The sequence below is a fragment of the Sulfurimonas limnophila genome (genome assembly GCF_059705345.1).
This window is the reverse complement of the sequence record NZ_AP046127.1, coordinates 1,097,767-1,116,159: the sequence shown is the minus strand read 5'-3', so window position 1 is coordinate 1,116,159 and position 18,393 is coordinate 1,097,767. Positions and strand designations below refer to the sequence as shown.

Sequence of the window (18,393 nt, the reverse complement as noted above, 5' to 3'; positions counted from 1 at the left end):
AGAAATGATTTGCTATCCAAAATAGATTCTAAGCCATCCAAGAACAATGATAGGACCTATTAAGTGCAATGACAAGTAGCGAAACAGCAAATGCGCAAATAGCCTCACTGGCCCATAATGTATGCCCTATTTTTTATTAATCTCTTTTACTATCTCTGTGATTCTCTGAATTCTATTCTCATCATTTGGGTGTGTTGAGAGAAACTCTGGCTTTAGAGCACCTTTGGCTTGTTTCATGTTTTGCCAAAAAATGATTGCTTCATTTATGTTGTACCCTGCTTTTTTCATTAAGTGAATCCCTATTTCATCGGCTTCATACTCATGACTTCTGCTGTAAGGAAGCATTATGCCTAGCTGTGTACCGTATCCATAAGCTGTATTAAACGCTGAACTGTACTCTGGAGCTGTTACTTTTATGAGGATATTTCCGAGATTTTGTACACCGCTTGAAATCTTATTATGGCTCATTCTCTCTGCTCCATGTCGCGCTAAGGCGTGAGCAATTTCGTGTGACATTACTGTTGCAAGCTGGTCATCGTTATGTGCTATAGAAAGGATGCCTGTGTAGACAACTACTTTGCCTCCTGGCATACAAAAAGCATTTACTTGCTTGTCCTCTACAAGATTAAATTCCCATACGAAATCTTTTTTATCGGCAGCGAGTGCTATTCTTTGCCCAATTCTTTTTACTCGCTCTGCCTCTTTTTTATCAGTGCTTATTTTTGCACTTGAGAGGAACTCTCTATACCCCTCTGCCCCCATTTTATTCTCTTGGCTTGGCGACATTAAAACTATTTGACTTCTATTTGTCACGGGTGTTGTGCCTACACAAGCTGTAAATAACAATGCGATAGTTATTAAAATTATCTTTTTCATAAAATCTCCTATTTTTGTATTTTATCAAAATATTTTTTTTATAAAGAGCTTTAGGTAGTTATATAAAATGCACTTTAGCTATAATTCGCTTCTACATTTAAGGATACAACTACCAATGAGCGAAAAAAGCATTAAACCAACTAAAAAATATTATGACTATATTAGTGTCGGTAACCGAACCAAGCAAACAGCATATTTTGTACAACAACATGACAAAAATAGGATATTTGAGGAGTTATTAAAAACTCTACAAAACATGCAAATTATTGTTCTTGTAAAGAGTAAGAGAAATGCTGATGAGATCATGAGACATCTAAATACCAAAGAAATTAAATCTATATCAGTTCATGGAAACCACAGAGTTGCTCAAATAGAAGATGCACAAAAATCGTTTAATTCTAAAGAGACAAAAATCTTAATAACTACAAATAGAATCTTAGAAACGCTAAAACTTGAGAGTATTCACGCAGTTGTAAATTACGATCTTCCTTTAGATGCGCCTGATTATTTTAAAGCTCTGCTTTTAGTTGATGAAATTGGTCAATCAATATCACTAATAGACCCAGAAGATGAGGGAATGTTAGCTACAATTGAGCTAATGGTGAAGTGTGAAATGGCTGAAGTTGAGATGGAACATTTTGAGCATACAGCCCGTAAAACAACAACTCCAAAAGAGAGAATAAACAAACCTCGTCACAAAAAAGTGGCGCAACGAGCTAAAAAAAAGGCTGATATAAAATCTAAATGGGTGCCAAGCAAATAAAGCAATTCTATCTAATCTAATCTATCAAAAGCTTCTCTTGTCCGATTCGATAAAGTGCAAAATCATACTTTAGAGGGTCGCTCTCATCAAACTCTCTAAGCTTAGCAGTTAGCTCGATTGCGGCTTCTAAGTCATAACTTTTTCTATTTAGTAATCCTAGCTTTTTTGAGACATTAAAAGTGTGTGTGTCTAGTGGGATAATAAGGTCACTTTTATCAACTCCACTCCACAACCCCATGTCAATATTGTCCTCTCTTACCATCCATCTAAGATACATCATCCAGCGCTTTAGAGCACCTGCGCCCTTTGTTTTTGTAGTTATTTGCGAGATTAAAAAATTATATCCCATAGATGAATGTGGATATATCTCTTGGAGAGCCTTTATAAGTGCATTTATCCCCTCTACAACATCTCTATTGTTGTCGTAACCACTCTTAAAAATATCTCTTAGTGTACTTTTTTCTTCTACTCTCTTAAGCGCTATAAACAGAGCTATAACATCCTCACTTTTTTGAAATCTATAATAATGGTTTTTTAGAGCCTCTTTTATCTCTTCGTCACTTTTTTTAAGCAGTTCAAAATCAAGAGAGTTTAAAAATTTTACAATCTGCTTAACATTTCCATACGCAAAGAGTGCGCAAATAAGCGATATAGTTGGGTCTTTGTAACGGTGCGCGACCATGATAGGGTCTAGTCGCTCTTCACAAACCTCGCCCTCGCAGTTGCGTTTTATAACTTCTAAATCTAGGAGTTTTTTAATATCAATATCACTCACTTCTTAAACCTCAAAAACATCATTAATTTTTTAAGCGTATGCTAACACAAAATATCAATAAGTTTTATAAGTTATTTCAATCTGCCCAAAATCTCCAAAGCCTCCATCTCAAACTTAGAAAATGCAAACCATTTTTTACCCAAATCTTTGAGACTTGCTCCGATATGATAAACTTCTTTGTTGTCGATTATCATAAATCTATCATGAGCGTTTTTAAACTCTTTTAACTCTATGTTTTTATATTGGGAACTATATTTTTGATAGTCAAGACGAAGTTGTTTTGAGATTGTTTGTGTATAAATTTTTATTTTTAAGTTCGTATATTTGCTAAAAAATGTAAAAACAGTGTCGTCTATATAGTTGTCTATCAGCACCACTTCACTTTTTGCACTACGAAACAAATCATTTATAAAGGCATACGCATCGTATATTTGCCCATCGAAAAAAATTCCTTTATCTGGTTTTTGCATTTTTTGTTCAAATGCATCAAAAAGTTTGTCAAAATTTTTATCATGAACGAATAATCTTTGTTCAATTCTTTCAAATCTCTCAAACATAACAATATTTTGAGAAACAAGTTTTCGCATATTTGCAAAAGTTCTTATGATAGATACCGTTATTTGTGAAGCAATCTTGCTTTTTAAGATAGTTGCCAACATATAAATACCCTGTTCGGTAAAAACTTTTGGATTTGTTCTTGTCTTAGAAAAATTTGCGGTCGAAAGTTTCGACCGCAAATTCTCAAACTCACTATCATTAAGTTCGAAATGAAAATCATCTAAAAATTTATCTTGATTGTTTCTTACAGCTTCGTTGATTCTCTTTGTCTCTACCTCGTAAAGCTCCGCTAAATCTCTATCAAGCATAACTTGAAGCCCTCTGATAGTGTGGATTTTGTCTTGCAGGTTTTGTTTATTTACAGTTTCTAACTTGTTCATTGTTCAGATTTCCAAGTGTTGATTTTGTACATAATACTAAAATAATTTATTTTTATTGAAAAGTATGTCATTTTGAAATATTTTTTTGTATGCATTCCAAACGAAGACGCTTGGAACGAGAAGTATCACTCACTTCTCAAACCTCAAAAATCGTATCGATTTTTTTCATAATCTCATCTGTTTTTATGAGTGCGTTTATGATGCGGTTGTAGTGTTTCAAATCACTTCTGCTTAGTTCTCGCCCTACTCTATCTTTGAGCCATTTTTGGGCTGGTTGATAGCCGCCTATGTAAAATTCCCATGCGATGAGAGGAATGTTTGAGATGGTTACTTCAGGGTTGATTTGCAGGGTAACTTTTTCATTTGCTACGATAAAATCTTTTTGATTTAGTTTATTTGTAATGAGCGGGTTTCCGTCATCTATCTCTATGATTCGTTCATTTAAGCTCTCATCTTCTAGCAAATGCAAGGCTCTGAGTTCAGTTCCACATGCCACCAATTGCCAAAAAGTGTCGGCATGTGGAAACGGTACACGAGGAAAATCTATCTTCAAAAACTCTTTGTAGGTTTCTATGTAATTTGGCGAGTGCAAAACTGCGTAGATATAATCTAGTATATCGATAGGTGCGAAAGTGGTTTTATCTTCTATTTTTTCATTTACAAATTTTAGATTCAATGCTTTTTCAATACTAGCAACTATTTCAAGATTTAGATTTGGCGAACGCTTGGTTTCTAGTGAGTTATTATCTGGGTAGAGGTAAAGAGGAAAAATACTTGTAATTTCGCTTGTTTTATTTGATACAAAAGAACTCTCAATAATTTTATTAGTAAGTAAAATATGTTGATATGTTTCACCTGATTTGAATTGCTTACAAAGTGATATTCCAATATTTTCACCCATCAAAAAATGCTTCATAACTTTTTCTCTTGCTCTTTCGATAAGTTTCGTATCATAATAAACGAACCTATCATCAAATGGGCGATAAGAAATTTTTTGAATCAAACTTTGATTAGCTTCGATTTTATAAAAATCTTCTACATTCTTTGTTAATTCTTCATTTGAGCTATTGACTAAAATTGCGTCTTTTGCTGTTACAATTCCAACATTACTTAAAGAAAAAAGCTCATTAACTGCAAATCCCTTATCATAAACTTTCTGCTCATCAAAATTTTTAGCCACAAAAAAATAGTTTGGAGCAATATTTGGCAACTCTTGAAATGAGATAGTTTTTAAAGAGTTGTTTGTTAAAAAGTCATACTTAAACTCTCGTTTTCCAAACAAATCATAATGAAACACTCTCCCAAGCTCATTTGCTTTTTTCTTCCCTGTTTTAATAAAAATCGTAATCGCAACACCTTGCATAATGTCAAAGACATTTTCATCTTTACTTCCATCAAGACAAACTTCTTTTTTCTTACTATTGCCATGTAAATCGATTGTATAAATCTTGTCATAAGTTTTGAGTAGATTCCAACGCATTCCACGAAAAGTAGGATTATCCAAAAACCCATGTGGATTGATAAACGCTAAAATCCCCTCACTATTTTTTTCTATATAGTGCTGTCCATAGCGTAAGAACTTTACATAATCATCATTAATCCATTTTGGATTTTTCTCTTTTAGTTTTTCTTTTCCCTCTGGCTCTTTTTTATAATCTTCCATGAGATTCATAATCCACTCGCCCTTATTGGAACTCTCTCCGCTATACGGCGGATTTCCCATCACAACCATCACGGGAGTCTCTTTTTTTACACGGTCTGCTTCTTTGCTTTCGTTTGCCAAATACGAACTAAAAAGTGTTCCCGCTTGTTCATGATGCTCTTCAAGAGAGTTTGTTAAAAAAACATTAAATCTTTTTTGATTAATCGGCTTGTATCCGCTCTCCATGAGAAGCAAATCAAGTTTTAGATGAGCCATCGCGTAACTTGCCATCAAAAGCTCAAAACCGTTGAGCCTTGGAATAAGGTCGTTTTCTACATAAGAGCTCCACGAGCCAAAAAAGTCTTTTTTTATAAACTTAATAGTCTCTGCCAAAAATGTTCCCGTTCCCGTTGCAGGGTCTAAAATCTGGACTTTGTGAACCTCTTTTTCTTTTTGTCTGAGCTTTCCACCTGCTGTTCTTCCAGCATCTAAATCATCTACGCTTATTTTGATTTTGGTGTCATCTGTTAAACCTTCTGGCAAATCAAACTCATCTTTGAGCACTTCATCACATGCCCGAACGATGAAATTTACAACCGCCTCGGGAGTGTACCAAACGCCCCTGCTTTTTCTAAGTGCGGGATTGTACTCCGCCAAAAATGTTTCATAAAAGTGGATTATCGGGTCGTTCATTCCGCTTTTTTGAAAAAAGCCCTCAAGAATTTTGGCAACATCCGTCGCTAAAAATACCTCTGCAAGAGAATCGATTATCCAAATAAGTCTGTCATCACAATCCGCTCCACTTATGTAGCTAAAAAGCCCTCTCAAAAAAGGGTTAGATTTTGGGATGAGATATTGCGCTTCTTGTCTTGAAAAGTCTTCCAAAGTCGTGTCATGAAGCCTTGCAGCAAACATTCCATAGGCTATGGTTTGCGCGTAAATATCGGCAAAAGAGCTTGGAGTTATGTCATGGATGAGATTGGCTTTAAAGATTTTCATCTCATTACGGAGTGAATTATTTGCATCACTCTCTTCATCGCTTAAAATAGCTTTTTCTATCACATTTTCAAGAAGTCGTGCCTTTCCTGCCATAAGTTTTGCAAGTTTTATAGGGCTTGTAATGCTTCGTGATACATGCGCGGTAAAGTTTAAAATGTTGTTTGTAAAAAGAGAGAAGTTTTTCTCTTGCGCAACTATCTTGCCATCTTCTATCTTAGCGATAGAAATTTTTTCTATCAACTCACCACTTCTATAAAACCAAAAATCCAAATAATCGGTAATAATGAGGTTGTCAAGTGCATTTTTATAACGCTCAAACTGCTCTTTATACTCTTTGCTATCAAGTGGCTTGTCAATGTCTTTAGCCTCGATGTAGCCGATTGGAATGTCTTTTTTTGTGATGCTGTAATCAGGCGCACCAACCTCTCTAATCCTTGCAGGTTCATTTGTGACAACTATATCTTTGTCGTTTATGATTTCATTTAAAAGATGCTGTAAATCGCCTCTATAACTATGTTCTCTTGCATTTCCAGTTTGAAAAAGTCTATTGACACTGTTAAGATAGTTTGTAATTGAAATCATTTAAACCCTTTTTTATTTTTAATGTAGATGATAGAGTTTTTTTCGCTCACTTGAACCTGCTATGTTTAATTGTTTTCTATATTTTGCGATAGTACGGCGTACCATTTGGACTTTGAATTTATCTTGGATAAGTTCTAAGAGCTTCATATCGCTTAGTGGTTTTTTTCTATTTTCACTCTTTACCAAATTTACCACAAACTCTTTTATCGCTGCGTTTGAGACATCTTCATCTATGGCAGTTGTAAAGAACTCTTTCATAGCGTAAACACCTCTATCACATGCGATATATTTGTTTGCAATAGCTCTTGATATGGTTGATGGGTTGTGTCCAAACTCATCTGCTAACGTCTTTAACGTGAGTGGCATAATAGCGCCACCTGTAAAAAACTCATACTGATACTCAACTATCATAAGCCCTACTTTGTAGAGTGTCGCTTTTCTCATATCAAGGGCATCAACTAAGCTTTTTGCCTCTTTGATTTTTTGTGAGATGTAATCATGCTCTACTGAGTAGTTCGTATCAATGGTTATGGTTGGGTAGTAGGCATCGTTTAGTTTTACCTCTATTGAGTCATCTTCATTAAAAAATATCATCAAATCTGGAATAACCTGTGCAGATTCCTCAAGATACTCAATAGCAGGAGGGTTTTTAAACGTAGTAAGAACTCGCATAACTTCAGAAAATCCAGCCTCATTTGAATAATCATAAATATTTGATATATCTTTTATAACTTTTATCGCCAAAGGATAGACTTCATCACTTATATCTGAGCTATCCAACTGAAACAAAAATGATTCAGAGAGTCCTTTAGCGCAAATACCGACTGGCTCGGCATGTGCGAAACGCAAACGTATCTTTTCAAACTCTTCTATCGTTATAGAATTATTTTCGCAAAACTCTTCACTATCGCCCTCATAATAGCCATTTTCATCAAGATTGCAAACTACAAAAGAGGCTATTTTTTGCGAAATTGGAGTTGGAAACAGTGGCGCTTCTATCTGCTCATCCAAAACATCATAGAGTGATTTTTTGACAAAAGTAAGCGCTTCTATCTGTTCAGTTCTTGTGTTGGCAACAGAACTGCTAACTATTTTTTTTGGAAGAAGTTTCTCAAAACTATCTTCAAATCCAGAACTTATCTCTATGATTGGATTTGCATCTACAAATGGAGACATAGCCTCGCCCAAATCGCTCAGACTTGAGTGCAAAATAGGTAACCAATTGCGTAAAGTATTTGATAATTTATGCTTATTTTCTACGCTTTGCGTCTGCCTTAATTGTGCCATGGTTATATAAGCCTCTTAAAGCTTAAACTCCTCGCCTAGATAGTGCGTTCTAACATCAGCATTTTTACCTATCTCATCACTTGTTCCACTCGCTAAAAGTGAGCCAGATTTTATAACATAAGCTCTGTCACAAACATCAAGCGTCTCACGAACATTATGATCAGTTATCAAAACACCGATTCCATAAGATACAAGCTGTTTTATAACTGTCTGGATATCCATAACTGCTATCGGGTCAACTCCAGCAAAAGGCTCATCAAGAAGCAGAAATTTAGGCTTATTTACAAGTGCTCGTGCTATCTCGACACGTCGACGCTCTCCACCGCTGAGGCTTACACCCTTACGGTAGCGAATAGGCTCAATGTTGAACATATCAAGAAGTTCTAGTATTCTTTTCTCTTGAGCTTCTTTATCTTTTATCTCTACCTCTGCGGCGATTAAAAGGTTCTCTTCAACACTTAAATCCTTAAAGATTGATGCCTCTTGTGGAAGGTAGCCTATACCCTTTAGTGCTCTTTGGTGCAGTGGCATTCCAGATAAATTCTCATCATCAAAATAGACCTCTCCGCCACTTGATTCTACAAGTCCGCAAATCATATAAAAAGTAGTTGTTTTTCCAGCTCCGTTTGGTCCTAAAAGCCCTACAACTTCGCCACTTTTAACCTCTAAGCTCATACCTTTTACTATCTCTAACTCTTTGATACTCTTTTTTAAATTTACAGCTCTTAATATATGCATAATTTATACTCTCTTTTATCGGTTGAAATTTTTTCTATATCTATACTCATCACATCAATTCCTGCTTCCATTAAAATTTCTATAATCTTCTCATCACCCCACTCAATAAAATGAAGGCCCTCTTTTTCAAGCTCTTCAAGCATCCCCAAAGATATAAAATGATCAAGTCCATGGTTATACATATCGTAATGAAATACATTTTTAGAGTATGCGTGTTGAAGTGAGAAAGTTGGTGATGTAACCTCTTCTTCAACCCCCAAATAAAGAGCCATCTTTTTGACAAATGTTGTTTTTCCAGCTGCTAAGTCACCTCGCAAGATAACTACACCACTCTTAAACTCTTTTGCTATATCTCTAACAATTGTATCTATTTCATTAAGTGATAAAGTGTATGTTTTCATAATTTATTTGATATTTCAATGATTTGTTTTAACTTTTCTTTGGCTTTTCCTGTTTTTATAGCACTTTGCGCTATCTCTAAGCCATCTTGAATATCACGAGCCAAACCATCAACTATTAAAGCAGAGGCTGTATTTAACATAACAATATCTCTTTGAGCGTCTGTCGCTTTATCATTAAAGATATTATGTAGTATGAGTGCATTATCTTTTGCTTCTCCGCCTATTATCGCCGCTAATGGGGCTTTTTTTATGCCGTACTCTTGAGGGTCGATTATAAACTCATGAACAACTCCGCTCTTTAACTGAGAAGCATACGTTATGTCACTTATACTTATCTCATCCATTCCCTCAGCAGAGCTAACAACCATAGTAGAAGTTGCACCATTTATGCGGAGTGCTTCTGCCATTTTGGAAACAAAAGATTTATGAAAAACACCAAGTAGAGATTTTTTAGTCTCTGCTGGATTTGTCAGAGGGCCAAGTATGTTAAAGATAGTTTTTTGAGGTATCTTTTTTCTAATTGGCATGATAAAATGCATAGCTGGATGGTGTGCTTGAGCAAACATAAAAGTAAATCCGCTCTCTTCTAAGAGCCTTGCGCTATCTTTTAGATTTAAGTCAAGTCTAACGCCTAGTTCTTCAAACATATCAGCACTTCCAGATTTTGAAGTAACAGATCTGCTTCCATGCTTTGCAACCATACTTCCACATGATGCACATAGGATGGCAACTGTTGATGAGATATTAAAACTTCCTATCTTATCGCCACCTGTTCCCACTATATCTATGACTTTAGAGCGAAGTTCATCTGAGATTGGTAGCTTGATAGCAAAAGAGCGCATAACTTCTGCAGCAGCAGCGATAACCTCTGTTTTAGTCTCTTCATCAAGCTTTATACTCAGTAAAAACTCAAGCATCTCATTATCGCTCATCTCATGCATAAAAAGCGCATTGAACGCTCTTTTTGCCTCCTCGTAACTCATACTACCTCCTCTATATACTCATCTTGAAGACTTTTTGGTGTTGATTTTGTAGTTGGTATTTTAAGAACTCTATATTTTTTTGAGGACTCTAAGTAATTTATAGTGATGATTGAGCCGACTTCAACATTTTTACTTGCTTTTGCAACCGTAGTACCAATTAAAACGACCCCGTTTGCTATCATGTCTTGTGAAACTGAGCGTCTTTTAGTTATATTTACCGCATTTAAAAATTTATCTATTCTCATTTAAAACACTGCCCTGATTTTTTCGTATATTGTAGAGTAATAAAACTGAAAAGAATGTAAGAAGTGGAACATTTTTTGCGTCAAAGTTCTTTTTTTATTTTTTATGTATAATAATACTCAACTTTCGCACATAGATTTTGATGTTTAATTTATCTACGAAAGCCCATAAATAGGCGCTTTTTAGTATAATTATGTTACCACTAACATCATTATAAAGGTCTATTTTATGGAACTTGCAAATTATATAGAAACTGCTATGAAAAGCATATTAAAGAATCCAATCCTTGAAGTGCTAATAGAGATAAAAATCACAAAAATACTCAAGCAGAGCAACTTCATTAAACGAAATGTCGGCTATCCACCATTTCAAATAATCTTACACTTCGTGTATATGCTTATCATGAATAAAAGACAGTCTACATTCATAAAAAAGAGCGATAGTGCATTTGGCAAAGACGCTTATTACCGATTTATCAAAGAGAGTCGTTACAACTGGCGAAAGTTTTTAATACTAAGCACTACTGCGCTTTTGCAAAGAATAAAACCTCTACATAAAAACGGTGAACATCGCTTGCTCATTATTGATGACACAGTCGAAGCTAAAAGTGGTAAACATATTGAAGGAAGCTGTAAATATATTTGGAGCAATAAAGAGCACAGAAGCATAAATGCGCTCAATATCGTATCTCTAAATTATGCAGATTCACATTCAACATTTCAACTTGATTTTTCCATCAAGATGAATGATAGTCGTCGAAAAGATATATCTGAATTCACTTCAACTGTTCATCATCGTAGTAATTCTCATAAGCGTAAAGTTGAATCTCTCAAAGGTAAAAACATTTTAGCTATTGAGATGCTTGAGAGAGCGTTAGAGCAAGGGGTAGATGCAGACTACCTACTTATAGACAGTTGGTACGCTAAACCAGACTTCATACATCAAGCTAATGAGCTTGGCATGCCAGTAATAGCAAGACTTCCAAATAATAAACTCATTTGGAACTTTAAGGGCAAACATAAAACTATGAATGCAATCTATGATAGTATGAAAAACTCTCGTCATAAACAGAGTGGCAAACATGGAAAAATATCTTATAAATATTTCGATGCAATTGTAGAACATGCTGTTCTAGGCAAAGTCAAGCTCGTATTTTTGCACACAGGTAAAGACTTGTTGGTTTTTATCTCAACTGATATTATCATTATAGGCAAAGAGATTCTAGCAACTTATAAAAAGAGATGGAATATTGAGCAAGGTTACAAAGATTTGCGAAACCTGTTTGGGTTTGGCAAAGAAGAGAATCGTATCTATGAATCACTAATTGCAAAAATAACTCTCTCAATGTTTGCCTACAACATTGTAAGCTATATCAATCGCATAAAACATGAGCCACAAACTCTAGGAGAATTATTTAGAGACTTAGAGTGTGAGCTTGAAACTCTTGCAATATCAATGCAACTCTTCATTCAAATACTGACAAAAATCTCTGAAATTGAAAATGTTGTCAAGGATAATAAAGATTTACTGACTATTCTCGCTGTACTCAACGCTTATACTCAAAAAGAGTTGGGTTTTATGTGCGAAAGCTGAGTAATAATAGTTAATCAATCAAAAATTTATATAATTGAGGCAAATATGAAAAACAGAAGAAGAGTTATAATCAAAAAAGCAATCATTATAGTCATTTTAGCAATTACTGTTTTACTACTTATTTTAGGAGTACAAAGTTCTGATTTTTCCAAACTAAAAAAATATGATGTTGCCGACAAATCACCAAGAGGTTTTATACAACAAATCGGTAGTTCTAAAAGTGACTCTATGTCCGTTTCAATAGTTGGTCAAAACGAGGTAAATTTAGGAGATTTCGTCTTTAATGTATCTGGAAATAAAAAACTTATAGCAAATATCTCAATTATCCACAAACCAAAAGATAACGTAACCTTTTTAGATAGCCCAAGAGATGAATTTAGACAAAAAGCTGCTCTGCTTAGAGATGCAACTATCGACGCAATGCTAGAGAGTAAAAATTTTGAGATGAATCTAAATAACAACAAAATAAGTCAAAATATCAAAAAAAAATTAAATCAAAATCTCAAAGACAGCACTGTTGAAGAGGTCTATTTCAACAAATTTATCGTTCAATAAAACATATCCTCAAAAGATATAAATCTGTGCTAATATATTGAAATAATGTGAAATATCCAAAATAAGGATGTAAAGTTATGGTTATTCATCTTAATAAAAAAATCTTTTGGTTAACCTCTACCCTTGTCATAATCTCAAATTCTATTTTAACTTTTCATACATACCAGCAAATTAATGAGCATATTCAAACAAGAGCATTATCAAAAGCTGAATCACTAAAAGAGTATTTTATATCTATGCGGTATGTTTATCATCAACAGTTTGTAGATAGCGGTATAGACCTAAATGACTCAACTGTAGGTTTTCTTCCAGCACATGCTTCAACTTCCATAAGCGATAAATTTTCAGAGATTTCAAAAGACAAAATATCTATCAGAAATGTTACAGACAGACCAAGAAATCCTAAAAATATGGCTGATAGCTTTGAGCTAAGAGCTATGGAGCAGTTTAAAAACAACCCAAAAATAAGCTCAATCATAGAAAAAGTAGTAGAGAACAAGAAAGAGGTGTTTCGATACACAGCCCCTCTTCTTATAGAGGGATACTGCCTATCGTGTCATGGGAAAAAAGAGGATGTTTATCCATACATAAGAGACAGATATGACTCTGCTTATGACTACAAGATAGGTGATGTAAGGGGAGTTACAAGTATTAAAATTCCTATAGAAAATTTAGAAAAGATAGTAGTAAACAACTTCTACAAAAGCACTTTTTTTAATTGGATCGTTATATCTATACTTCTTTTAGTAATCTACTTCTCTATTAAAAAAATAACAACTCAAGAGGTAGAACAAAAGATAGTTCTACAAGATGAAGTTAGAAAAAAAACAGCAACACTTGAGGAGCAAAAAGAGCAACTTGAAGTTGCAAATAAAACTCAAAAAGAGCTCTTCTCCATACTAAGAACAGTAGCTGACTGCAACCAGATACTAATCACAGCACAAGATATAGATGAACTAATCAAAAATACAGCCGAATCTATCTACTCAAACAGTGCTTTTTCTGCTGTTAAAATATTGACAATTGAAGATAATGAGCTAACCGTAAAAGCATCTCTTGGGCTTGATAAAGAGTTTGACATATATGAGATAGAGAGAGATGTTTTTAAAAGCAACAACTCTGTATCAATCAAAAACTTTAATGAAAAAATATCACCTCAGTGTCAATTAAATATGAAACAAAATGGTGTAACTGAGATATATATTGTTCCGCTTAGAAAAAATATTCACTCAAATGAGGCTATTGGTGTTCTTCGCATCTGCACAAAGAAAGAGTTTGGACTAAGCAAAGAGGAGCAAGATATGATAAACGAGCTCTCTGGCGATATTGGTTTTGCTATGAACTCATTTTATCAAAAAGATGCGATTATGAGACTCTCTTTTTATGACCAACTTACATTTCTTGCAAATCAAAAACTCTTTGAAACTCATCTCGAACAGTCTCTGCAAGAGAGCAGAAAAGAGCTTAAATATGGTGCTCTTTTATTTGTGGATTTAGATAATTTTAAAAACATAAATGACATTATGGACAAAACTGCTGGGGATGAGATTTTAAAAGAGATATCTAAGCGACTGATAAAAAAAGCTATAACTGCATCTCTTATAGCAAGACACAGCAGTGATAAATTTTTGATTCTTTTTGAAAATATATCAAAAGATGAGAAGCAGAGTGCAATGATAGTAAAAAACAGTGCGCTCTCTCTTCAAGAGACAATAACTGAGCCATTTCAAAATTCTATCTATCTTACTTGTAGTATCGGAATTACTCTATTTTTAGACAACACATCTGCAAACAAACTTCTAAATCAAGCAGAATATGCGATGAGAACAGCAAAAAGTGATGGGAAAAACACTATACGGTTTTATGATGAATCTCTTCAGATTATGACAAAGCAGAAATCTCAAATGCTCCAAAATCTAAAAGAGGCTATCAAAAAAAATGAGCTCTTCTTAAATTACCAAAAACAGTTCGACAAAGATAAAAAAGTAGTAGGTGTTGAAGCTCTTATAAGATGGAATCACCCATCTCTTGGCTTTATTTCACCAGCAGAGTTCATACCTCTTGCCGAAGAGTCTGGGATTATAAGAGAGATAGGAGCGTTTGTGCTAGAGAGTGCTACCGATATGCTACTGCTGTGGAGCAAAGAGAGCATCAAAAAAGAGTGGAGAATCTCTGTAAATGTAAGCCCTCTTCAGTTTAGAGAAAAGAACTTTGTCCATAACACAAAAGAGTTGCTAATTTCTAAAAATATAGACTCTTCAAAGCTGAGAATTGAGCTTACAGAGGGTGTGTTTATAGAAGATAAAGAAGAAGCAATAGATAAGATAAGAGAGTTAAAAAGATTTGGCATCACAACTTCCATAGATGATTTTGGGACAGGATACTCAAACTTGGGGTATCTAAAAAATCTACAAATTGATGAACTAAAAATAGACCAATCGTTTGTTTTTGGACTTAGCGAAAATAGCTCGGATGTAACGATTGTAAGAGCTATCATTATGCTTGGAGAAGAGTTTAGTTATGAAGTTATAGCTGAGGGAGTGGAGACGATAGAGCAATTTGAGATATTAAAAGAGCTTGGATGCAACTACTTTCAAGGCTACCTTTTGGCTAGACCTTGCAAAGCAGAAGATTTATAAATACTAAAATTGTGGTTGAAGAAATGGGATGACCTGTTTCTTACGACTAAGAACTCCATCTAACCACGCTTGATTGTCTTGAAGCTTAATGTTAAATGCAGATTCAACTTTACTCATATCATCACTAAGTGCTAAAAGCTGTGAACCCTCTTTCATAATGTCAGTTAAAAGAATAAGTATAGTATGAAGCCCATCCTCCTCTTTCATAAGTCTCATATCTGCAAAAAGTTCATCTATTCTGCTTTGTAACACTGAGATATCAACCATCTCAAGTTGTCCAACTCCAACTCTAGTTCCGTTCATATCAAAAGCTTTGTAATCTCTTGTGTTTAGATTTCTAGCACTAGCGCCATCAACCGCTGACTTAGCTATAAACATCTCCATAGCAAGAGCTTTATAATCCTCAATCCCACAAATAGCAGAGAGCTCTTTTACAGCTTTTGTGTCTGCTTTTGTACATGTAGGAGATTTAAAGATTACAGTATCGCTTAAAATAGCGCACATCATCATCCCTGCTATCTCTTTTGGAATTTCTATCTTGTGATAGTCATACATCTCTTTTACAATAGTGTTTGAGCACCCTATTGGACGAATCCAGCACTCAAGAGGTGTATCTGTTGTGATATCTCCTAGTTTATGGTGGTCTACTATTCCTAAAATAGTTGCCTCTTTTATATCTTGTGGCGCTTGTGCAAGGTCTGAAAAATCTATTAGATAAACGCTCTCACCAGCATAAGATGTTTTAAGTTCAGGTGCTTTTACTCCAAACTTTTCAAGTATAAACTCAGTCTCTGGAGAGATTTCGCCTTGACGTGTTGCTATACAATCCTCGCCTAGCTTATTCTTGAGATATGTTAAAGAGATAGCTCCAACGATTGAGTCAGAATCTGGGTTTGTGTGACCAAAAATATATGTTGACATATTGATAACCTTTAATTTTTTATGCAATTATACTAATATTTTTTTAGATATAAAACCTTGTGCTATAATCTCCTTATGAAACAAGAGATTATTTTATATCACAGCTTCATTTTACTTGGCTCTTTACTTATCTTTGTGGTGCTTCTTCACATGCTCTACCACAGACGCTCTCCAAGCGCTATCATCGCATGGATTCTCTCAATCATCGTTATGCCTTATGTGGCTCTGCCTCTTTACTTTATAATAGGTCTAAGAAAAAGAAAAAACAGATATAAAAAAGACCCGCTCTTGCTTGATAATCAAGATTTCAGCTCTCCTTTGGCAAATAAAAATTTTAGACTCTACACAGAGTCAACACAAGCATATAAAGTGCTTCTTGACTCTATAAATGAGGCAAAAAGCTCTATCTATATCAGTACTTTTATATTTGAGTACGATAAAACAACCAAAGAGATTATAGAGGCGTTGATATTACGTGCAAAAGATGGTGTAGAGATAAAGATACTTCTTGACTCCATAGGCTCTATATATCTCTATTTCACGCAATACAGACTTAAAAAATTAAGAGATTCTGGAGCTATAGTTGAGTTTTTTATGCCTATCTTTGAGATGCCACTTAGAAACTATATAAATCTCAGAAACCATAGAAAAATATATATTTTTGACAATCAAAAGGTTTTAAATACTGGAGGAAATATCTCAGATGAGTATCTTGGCAAAACATACTCAAAAAAGAGATGGCAAGAGATCATGTTTTTAGTTGAGGGCAAATCAGCTAGAGAGTACTTTGAGCTTTTTGCATCTGATTGGTTTTATGCCTCTAAAGAAAAGCTAAAACCGCTCAAGCAAGAGCCTCAAGGCGGTGATTTTATGCTTCATGTTGTTCCATCTGGACCAGATATGCAAAGAGATGTTTTCTATGAGATGCTTCTATGTAAAATCTATGAAGCAAAAGAGAAAATCTCTATAATCACTCCCTATTTTATACCAAACAGCTCTCTTATGGAAGCACTTATCATCTCAAAACACAGAGGCATAGAGATAACACTGATTACGCCAAAAGAGGCAAATCATATTATTATAAATCTATCCAGAGGCTCATATATGAGAGAGCTTGAAGAGAATGGTGTAAAAATCTATCTGCATCAAGGGGCTATGATTCATGCAAAAGCAATTATTTTTGACTCCTCGTCTGTTGTTCTTGGAAGCGCAAATTTTGACAATAGAAGCCTTTTTCTAAACTATGAAGTAGCTACTTTTATATACAACGATACAGTTATAAAAGAGGTACAAAACTGGAGCGATATGCTTATAAAAAGCTCTGCTATAGGGGCTAAAGATGTCTCTACAACCAGAAGAATCTTTGAAAATTTTATGCGAATTTTCTCTCCGCAACTTTAGAAGAGATAAAAATGTTTAAACCAAAAAGTATTATAAAATCTTTAAAACATCAAGAGATATCAATAGAGGAAGAGTTCACTATTCTCTGCTGGAATGTTGCAAAGTTAACTCTAAAGAGCTCTTTTAAAGATTTCGTAGATAAGCTTGTAAATGAGCATAAACTAGATATTTTACTCCTTCAAGAGGTTAAAAAAAATATCTCAAATGAGATAGAGCTTCATGACTACTCTTATGTACTCTCTCCAAATATAGAGACTAAAAAGCATATTTTTGGCGTTCTTAGCGCATTTAAATCCTCATGCGTAAATGAATTATCTCTTCTTAGTAAAAAGCAGGAGTTGCGTTATGCAACCCATAAAACAACTCTCATAACAAATCATAAAATCTCTAATGAGCAGACTCTTCTTATCGTAAACCTTCATGCTATAAATTTTGTAAAAAGCGGTGATTTCAAGCATGAACTAGATGAGATATATCTAAGCATAAAAAACCATCAAGGAGCTATGATAGTAGCGGGTGACTTTAACACATGGAATGCAAAGAGAGTTGCTTACTTAAGAGAATTTAGCCTATCACTAGAGCTAAAAGAGGTAAATTTTAACAATGAAAAAGATATCAAAAGAGTTTTTTCAAACAGACTCGATTATATCTTTTACAGAGGCGTTGAGCTTGTAAGTTCAAACGTTATCAACAGTAAAAAGATTTCAGACCACAACCCTATAATCGCAAAGTTTAAACTCTAGTTTATAAACTCAACAACTTCATCAAACGCTACTCTTAACTGCATTGATTATCTTGCTCCCATGCTGTGCTTGGGAGTATGTACATAAATTTATATTCTATTTTTATCTTGCTCCCATGCTGTGCTTGGGAGTATGTACATCAATTTATATTCTATTTTAGATGTATGCATTCCCAAGCTATAGCTTGGGAACGAGGAATCAATTTATATTCTATTTTTATCTTGCTCCCATGCTGTGCTTGGGAGTATGTACATCAATTTATATTTTGTATTACGTGTATGCATTCCCAAGCTATAGCTTGGGAACGAGGGACA

General features: G+C 34.5%; 16 protein-coding genes. 6 read left to right on the top strand and 10 right to left on the bottom strand.

Features of this window, described 5'->3' with window-relative positions:
• Positions 1 to 126: 126 nt before the first annotated feature.
• Positions 127 to 876, bottom strand: coding sequence for a M48 family metallopeptidase (locus AC6H33_RS05705; RefSeq protein ID WP_497603918.1), 750 nt, complete (start codon positions 874 to 876; stop codon positions 127 to 129).
• 115 nt (positions 877 to 991) lie between these two features.
• On the opposite strand from AC6H33_RS05705, the gene AC6H33_RS05700 reads away from it, so the two are divergent.
• Entirely contained in the window at positions 992 to 1,639 is a 648-nt protein-coding gene (locus tag AC6H33_RS05700) for a helicase-related protein (RefSeq protein ID WP_497603917.1), read from the top strand.
• A gap of 16 nt (positions 1,640 to 1,655) precedes the next feature.
• On the opposite strand, the gene AC6H33_RS05695 is transcribed toward AC6H33_RS05700, so the two are convergent.
• From AC6H33_RS05695 to AC6H33_RS05660, 8 genes are all read right to left on the bottom strand, one after another.
• Positions 1,656 to 2,414, bottom strand: coding sequence for a TIGR02757 family protein (locus AC6H33_RS05695; protein WP_497603916.1), 759 nt, complete (start codon positions 2,412 to 2,414; stop codon positions 1,656 to 1,658).
• A gap of 71 nt (positions 2,415 to 2,485) precedes the next feature.
• Positions 2,486 to 3,352 (bottom strand): ORF6N domain-containing protein, encoded by an 867-nt coding sequence (locus AC6H33_RS05690; RefSeq protein WP_497603915.1) that lies wholly within the window; start codon positions 3,350 to 3,352, stop codon positions 2,486 to 2,488.
• Between the two features lie 136 nt (positions 3,353 to 3,488).
• Positions 3,489 to 6,575, bottom strand: a complete 3,087-nt coding sequence (locus tag AC6H33_RS05685) for a type ISP restriction/modification enzyme (RefSeq protein WP_497603914.1) — start codon at positions 6,573 to 6,575, stop codon at positions 3,489 to 3,491.
• 18 nt (positions 6,576 to 6,593) lie between these two features.
• The gene (locus AC6H33_RS05680) at positions 6,594 to 7,862 is read right to left on the bottom strand and encodes an RNA polymerase factor sigma-54 (protein ID WP_497603913.1); all 1,269 of its coding nucleotides are present in this window, start codon (positions 7,860 to 7,862) and stop codon (positions 6,594 to 6,596) included.
• A 15-nt stretch (positions 7,863 to 7,877) separates the two neighbouring features.
• Positions 7,878 to 8,600 carry an LPS export ABC transporter ATP-binding protein gene (gene lptB / locus AC6H33_RS05675; RefSeq protein ID WP_497603912.1) on the bottom strand — a complete coding sequence of 241 codons (723 nt, stop codon included), beginning with the start codon at positions 8,598 to 8,600 and terminating at the stop codon, positions 7,878 to 7,880.
• Complete coding sequence (gene tsaE / locus AC6H33_RS05670) at positions 8,588 to 9,001, bottom strand: tRNA (adenosine(37)-N6)-threonylcarbamoyltransferase complex ATPase subunit type 1 TsaE (RefSeq protein ID WP_497603911.1); 414 nt, start codon at positions 8,999 to 9,001, stop codon at positions 8,588 to 8,590. Before tsaE ends, lptB begins: the two co-directional genes overlap by 13 nt.
• A complete protein-coding gene (gene trpD / locus AC6H33_RS05665) occupies positions 8,998 to 9,984 on the bottom strand; it encodes an anthranilate phosphoribosyltransferase (protein ID WP_497603910.1) in 987 nt (328 codons plus the stop codon). Before trpD ends, tsaE begins: the two co-directional genes overlap by 4 nt.
• Positions 9,981 to 10,229, bottom strand: a complete 249-nt coding sequence (locus AC6H33_RS05660) for a S4 domain-containing protein (protein ID WP_497603909.1) — start codon at positions 10,227 to 10,229, stop codon at positions 9,981 to 9,983. Before AC6H33_RS05660 ends, trpD begins: the two co-directional genes overlap by 4 nt.
• A 226-nt stretch (positions 10,230 to 10,455) precedes the next feature.
• Between AC6H33_RS05660 and AC6H33_RS05655 the strand changes: the two genes are divergently transcribed.
• From AC6H33_RS05655 to AC6H33_RS05645, 3 genes are all read left to right on the top strand, one after another.
• A complete protein-coding gene (locus AC6H33_RS05655; protein WP_497603908.1) occupies positions 10,456 to 11,820 on the top strand; it encodes an IS4 family transposase in 1,365 nt (454 codons plus the stop codon).
• Between the two features lie 45 nt (positions 11,821 to 11,865).
• A complete protein-coding gene (locus tag AC6H33_RS05650; protein ID WP_497603907.1) occupies positions 11,866 to 12,375 on the top strand; it encodes a flagellar basal body-associated FliL family protein in 510 nt (169 codons plus the stop codon).
• Between the two features lie 77 nt (positions 12,376 to 12,452).
• On the top strand, positions 12,453 to 15,014 hold the full coding sequence (locus tag AC6H33_RS05645) for an EAL domain-containing protein (protein ID WP_497603906.1): 2,562 nt from the start codon (positions 12,453 to 12,455) through the stop codon (positions 15,012 to 15,014).
• Positions 15,015 to 15,017: 3 nt separating this feature from the next.
• Here AC6H33_RS05645 and AC6H33_RS05640 read toward each other — a convergent pair whose 3' ends face one another.
• Entirely contained in the window at positions 15,018 to 15,935 is a 918-nt protein-coding gene (locus AC6H33_RS05640; protein ID WP_497603905.1) for a manganese-dependent inorganic pyrophosphatase, read from the bottom strand.
• A gap of 75 nt (positions 15,936 to 16,010) precedes the next feature.
• On the opposite strand from AC6H33_RS05640, the gene AC6H33_RS05635 reads away from it, so the two are divergent.
• Both AC6H33_RS05635 and AC6H33_RS05630 read left to right on the top strand, forming a co-directional pair.
• Positions 16,011 to 17,336, top strand: a complete 1,326-nt coding sequence (locus AC6H33_RS05635) for a phospholipase D-like domain-containing protein (RefSeq protein ID WP_497603904.1) — start codon at positions 16,011 to 16,013, stop codon at positions 17,334 to 17,336.
• Between the two features lie 11 nt (positions 17,337 to 17,347).
• Entirely contained in the window at positions 17,348 to 18,079 is a 732-nt protein-coding gene (locus AC6H33_RS05630; RefSeq protein WP_497603903.1) for an endonuclease/exonuclease/phosphatase family protein, read from the top strand.
• Positions 18,080 to 18,393 lie beyond the last annotated feature (314 nt).

Bases quoted from the DNA above. Each gene is read 5' to 3' on its own strand.
- AC6H33_RS05680 (WP_497603913.1), bottom strand. From the start codon at position 7,862: ATGGCACAATTAAGGCAGACGCAAAGCGTAGAAAATAAGCATAAATTA.
- AC6H33_RS05655 (WP_497603908.1), top strand. From the start codon at position 10,456: ATGGAACTTGCAAATTATATAGAAACTGCTATGAAAAGCATATTAAAG.
- trpD (WP_497603910.1), bottom strand. From the start codon at position 9,984: ATGAGTTACGAGGAGGCAAAAAGAGCGTTCAATGCGCTTTTTATGCAT.
- AC6H33_RS05640 (WP_497603905.1), bottom strand. From the start codon at position 15,935: ATGTCAACATATATTTTTGGTCACACAAACCCAGATTCTGACTCAATC.
- AC6H33_RS05660 (WP_497603909.1), bottom strand. From the start codon at position 10,229: ATGAGAATAGATAAATTTTTAAATGCGGTAAATATAACTAAAAGACGC.
- AC6H33_RS05700 (WP_497603917.1), top strand. From the start codon at position 992: ATGAGCGAAAAAAGCATTAAACCAACTAAAAAATATTATGACTATATT.
- AC6H33_RS05650 (WP_497603907.1), top strand. From the start codon at position 11,866: ATGAAAAACAGAAGAAGAGTTATAATCAAAAAAGCAATCATTATAGTC.
- AC6H33_RS05630 (WP_497603903.1), top strand. From the start codon at position 17,348: ATGTTTAAACCAAAAAGTATTATAAAATCTTTAAAACATCAAGAGATA.
- AC6H33_RS05645 (WP_497603906.1), top strand. From the start codon at position 12,453: ATGGTTATTCATCTTAATAAAAAAATCTTTTGGTTAACCTCTACCCTT.
- AC6H33_RS05690 (WP_497603915.1), bottom strand. From the start codon at position 3,352: ATGAACAAGTTAGAAACTGTAAATAAACAAAACCTGCAAGACAAAATC.
- AC6H33_RS05685 (WP_497603914.1), bottom strand. From the start codon at position 6,575: ATGATTTCAATTACAAACTATCTTAACAGTGTCAATAGACTTTTTCAA.
- AC6H33_RS05635 (WP_497603904.1), top strand. From the start codon at position 16,011: ATGAAACAAGAGATTATTTTATATCACAGCTTCATTTTACTTGGCTCT.
- lptB (WP_497603912.1), bottom strand. From the start codon at position 8,600: ATGCATATATTAAGAGCTGTAAATTTAAAAAAGAGTATCAAAGAGTTA.
- AC6H33_RS05705 (WP_497603918.1), bottom strand. From the start codon at position 876: ATGAAAAAGATAATTTTAATAACTATCGCATTGTTATTTACAGCTTGT.
- tsaE (WP_497603911.1), bottom strand. From the start codon at position 9,001: ATGAAAACATACACTTTATCACTTAATGAAATAGATACAATTGTTAGA.